The sequence below is a fragment of the Bifidobacterium crudilactis genome (assembly GCF_000738005.1).
Lineage (GTDB): Bacteria > Actinomycetota > Actinomycetes > Actinomycetales > Bifidobacteriaceae > Bombiscardovia > Bombiscardovia crudilactis.
The window spans coordinates 1-3,003 of record NZ_JHAL01000004.1 but is presented as its reverse complement, the minus strand read 5'-3'; the positions used below and the strand labels follow the sequence as shown (position 1 = coordinate 3,003).

At 45.2% G+C, this 3,003-nt stretch carries 5 protein-coding genes; 3 read left to right on the top strand and 2 right to left on the bottom strand.

The features are described from left to right. From DB51_RS09455 to DB51_RS10640, 3 genes are all read left to right on the top strand, one after another. Positions 1 to 397 (top strand): integrase core domain-containing protein (locus tag DB51_RS09455; protein WP_034254649.1); only part of this gene is annotated, 397 nt, incomplete at its 5' end. Between the two features lie 168 nt (positions 398 to 565). Continuing rightward, positions 566 to 1,915, top strand: a complete 1,350-nt coding sequence (locus DB51_RS09450) for an FAD-dependent oxidoreductase (protein WP_034254647.1) — start codon at positions 566 to 568, stop codon at positions 1,913 to 1,915. A gap of 29 nt (positions 1,916 to 1,944) precedes the next feature. Next, complete coding sequence (locus DB51_RS10640) at positions 1,945 to 2,151, top strand: IS66 family transposase (protein ID WP_432762357.1); 207 nt, start codon at positions 1,945 to 1,947, stop codon at positions 2,149 to 2,151. Between the two features lie 304 nt (positions 2,152 to 2,455). On the opposite strand, the gene DB51_RS10635 is transcribed toward DB51_RS10640, so the two are convergent. Further along, positions 2,456 to 2,581, bottom strand: a complete 126-nt coding sequence (locus tag DB51_RS10635; protein WP_416174335.1) for an LPXTG cell wall anchor domain-containing protein — start codon at positions 2,579 to 2,581, stop codon at positions 2,456 to 2,458. Positions 2,582 to 2,680: 99 nt separating this feature from the next. Beyond that, positions 2,681 to 3,003, bottom strand: a 323-nt coding sequence (locus tag DB51_RS09445; RefSeq protein WP_034254645.1) for an integrase core domain-containing protein, incomplete at its 5' end; no start/stop codon positions are given.

Sequence of the window (3,003 nt, the reverse complement as noted above, 5' to 3'; positions counted from 1 at the left end):
GGTCGCGTTGGACCGGTCCATCAGCTGGACAGCCCGGCACGGGCGGACCACAGGCCTGATCCACCACAGTAATCATGGCACCCAATACATCAGTGCCCTGTACGGCACGCACCTGACACAAGCAGGCATCCTCGCATCCACCGGCAGCGTGGGCGACTCCTACGACAACGCGCTGGCCGAAACCGTCAACGGCGCGTACAAGGACGAACTGATCCGCCGATCCAAGCCATTCGGGTCCGTGCACGCGTTGGAACAGGCCACGTTCCCATGGGTCTCCTGGTGGAACAACCAACGTCTCCATGAAAGCCTCGGCTACCGGACACCATGCGAAGTCGAAACCCTGTATCATCAACAACAGGCGATATCAATCGCCCCAAAAACCAACAAAACAGCGTGAACAAAAACCAGTCCACTTCAACTGTGGTAAAAGACAAATAAGATGGTGAAATGATGACTATAAAGTCAAGTCAGATAAATAGGTAGTTGAGCATATAAACTGCTTTTGACGCTTTGCTTACTTATAATAAGTGCAATAACAAATGACTAGTAAAAGGCGGGTAAAACAATGGATAAATTTAAAAATATTATTATTGGATTTGGTAAGGCGGGTAAGACATTAGCTAAGTACTTGGCGCAGCATGATGAGACCGTGCTTCTGATCGAACGGTCTAAACAAATGTACGGAGGAACTTGCATCAATGTTGGCTGCCTACCATCTAAAAATTTAATTTTTAATGGCCAACGTGGCGTGGACTTCACTACAGCAGTTAATAAGCGTGGTGAGATGACTAGACAGTTGCGAAACAAAAACTATCACATGGTGGCTGATGAGCCACTAGCAACGGTTTGGGATGGGTCAGCCCGTTTTATCGACAATTATGTTTTGGCAGTCGTAATGAGTGATGGAACGACTAAGAAGGTGAGAGGTGAACGTATCTTTATTAATACTGGAGCAGTTCCAAATTGGCCATCAATCCCAGGGTTAGAATTTAGTCAGCGGATTTTTACGTCTAAAGAAGCTATGGAATTGGAGAAACAACCGAAACGACTAGCAATTATTGGTGGCGGTTATATTGGCCTTGAATTTGCTGGAATGTTTAATTCCTTTGGTACGCATGTAACGATTTTCGACCAACATACCAGATTGTTAGAGCGCGAAGATCCTGATATTGCGACCGAGGTCGTAGCAGATCTGACTGACGCAGGGATCGAGATTAAACCGGCGACTCAACTAACTCAAGTAAAAGATAATGGTGAGAAGGTTACATTATATTATCAACAAGGTGATCAAACCAACACTGCGAAATTTGATGCGGTATTGGTTGCAGTCGGTCGACGACCTAATATAAATAGTTTAGGGCTAGAAAATACCGATATTGCTTTAACCAGTCGTGGTGCTATTCAGGTCGATGATCATTTAAGGACCACAGTACAAAACGTTTGGGCTTTGGGCGACGTTAATGGCGGTCCTATGTTCACTTATGTCTCATTGGATGATTTTCGTATTATTGTAGATCAATTGTTTGATAAGGGGGATCGCTCAACGGCCGATCGAATGGTGATACCGACTGCTTCGTTCCTAAATCCACCACTGGCTAACGTCGGCTTAAATGAACGTCAAGCTAAGAGTGCAGGTTATGTTTTACAAACCTTCAAGCTATCAGTCAAGGCGATTCCAAAGGCCCGTGTCTTGGAGGATCAACGCGGGCTTTATAAGGTAATCGTTGATCAAAAAACACACCTTATTTTAGGGGCAACATTGTATGCCGCTGAGGCTCATGAAACCATCAATCTAATTGCATTGGCAATGAAGGCCAAATTACCTTACGAAAGATTACGCGACATGATCTATACTCATCCAACAATGTCTGAAGCCTTGAATGATCTTTTTAAGACCCCGGTTGTGAAAAGCTAACGCTTTAGAAACACAAAGCCGACTAGTTAATCGAGGAAACAATCAAGAAATCACCGTTAAAATTATTACGCAATGTGATTAACAATGCCCTTAATCTAAAGGACCGGGTTTACCAGATCTTTGAGCATTGTGATCCACCTTTACACAATAACCACGATGAGCAACAGATCCACTCTACCACGCTGGTGCGAAAGAATAAGTCTGTTCACAAAACCAACGGCAGGCGCAAAGGCTAATACGATCTGGTTTGGTATTGTACAAATGGAAAAATTAAATAAACTGCACGTCTTTAAGTATTTTTTAACCATTACTAACGGTTTACACGCAACGTAACACGCCAGATATTGAGGCTTATTTACCGGGGGCTCCAGAAATTCAGGCCACGTGTCGTGTTTAATAGAGAAACCAAAGCGGGCGACCAACGCAGAAAACTGCGTTGGTCGCCCGCTATTTTTGTTTGAACCCAGGGATCTGAGATACCATCAATGGTTAAGATTCAACCCGGTTCGTTGTGGAGTGCTTACGATCATTCAATCATGATCAAATAGTAAATCTACTTATAACTACTAAACCTAAGCTTAGCAATAACGTCACTAGTCCAATTAACATCATACCCATTGATGATCCATCACCTGTTTGAGGTAATCTACTTGTTTTATCGTGCATTTTACCTTGAGTGAAATCCTTTGGTGTTACCTTATTCCCATTATTAGGAACTTGAGGTTCCTTAGGCGTTGTCGGATTATGAAGTGGACTGGTTTTTGTTCACGCTGTTTTGTTGGTTTTTGGGGCGATTGATATCGCCTGTTGTTGATGATACAGGGTTTCGACTTCGCATGGTGTCCGGTAGCCGAGGCTTTCATGGAGACGTTGGTTGTTCCACCAGGAGACCCATGGGAACGTGGCCTGTTCCAACGCGTGCACGGACCCGAATGGCTTGGATCGGCGGATCAGTTCGTCCTTGTACGCGCCGTTGACGGTTTCGGCCAGCGCGTTGTCGTAGGAGTCGCCCACGCTGCCGGTGGATGCGAGGATGCCTGCTTGTGTCAGGTGCGTGCCGTACAGGGCACTGATGTATTGGGTGCCGA

Coding starts and splice junctions, on each gene's coding strand:
- DB51_RS10635 (WP_416174335.1), bottom strand. CDS start 2,581: ATGCACGATAAAACAAGTAGATTACCTCAAACAGGTGATGGATCATCA.
- DB51_RS09450 (WP_034254647.1), top strand. CDS start 566: ATGGATAAATTTAAAAATATTATTATTGGATTTGGTAAGGCGGGTAAG.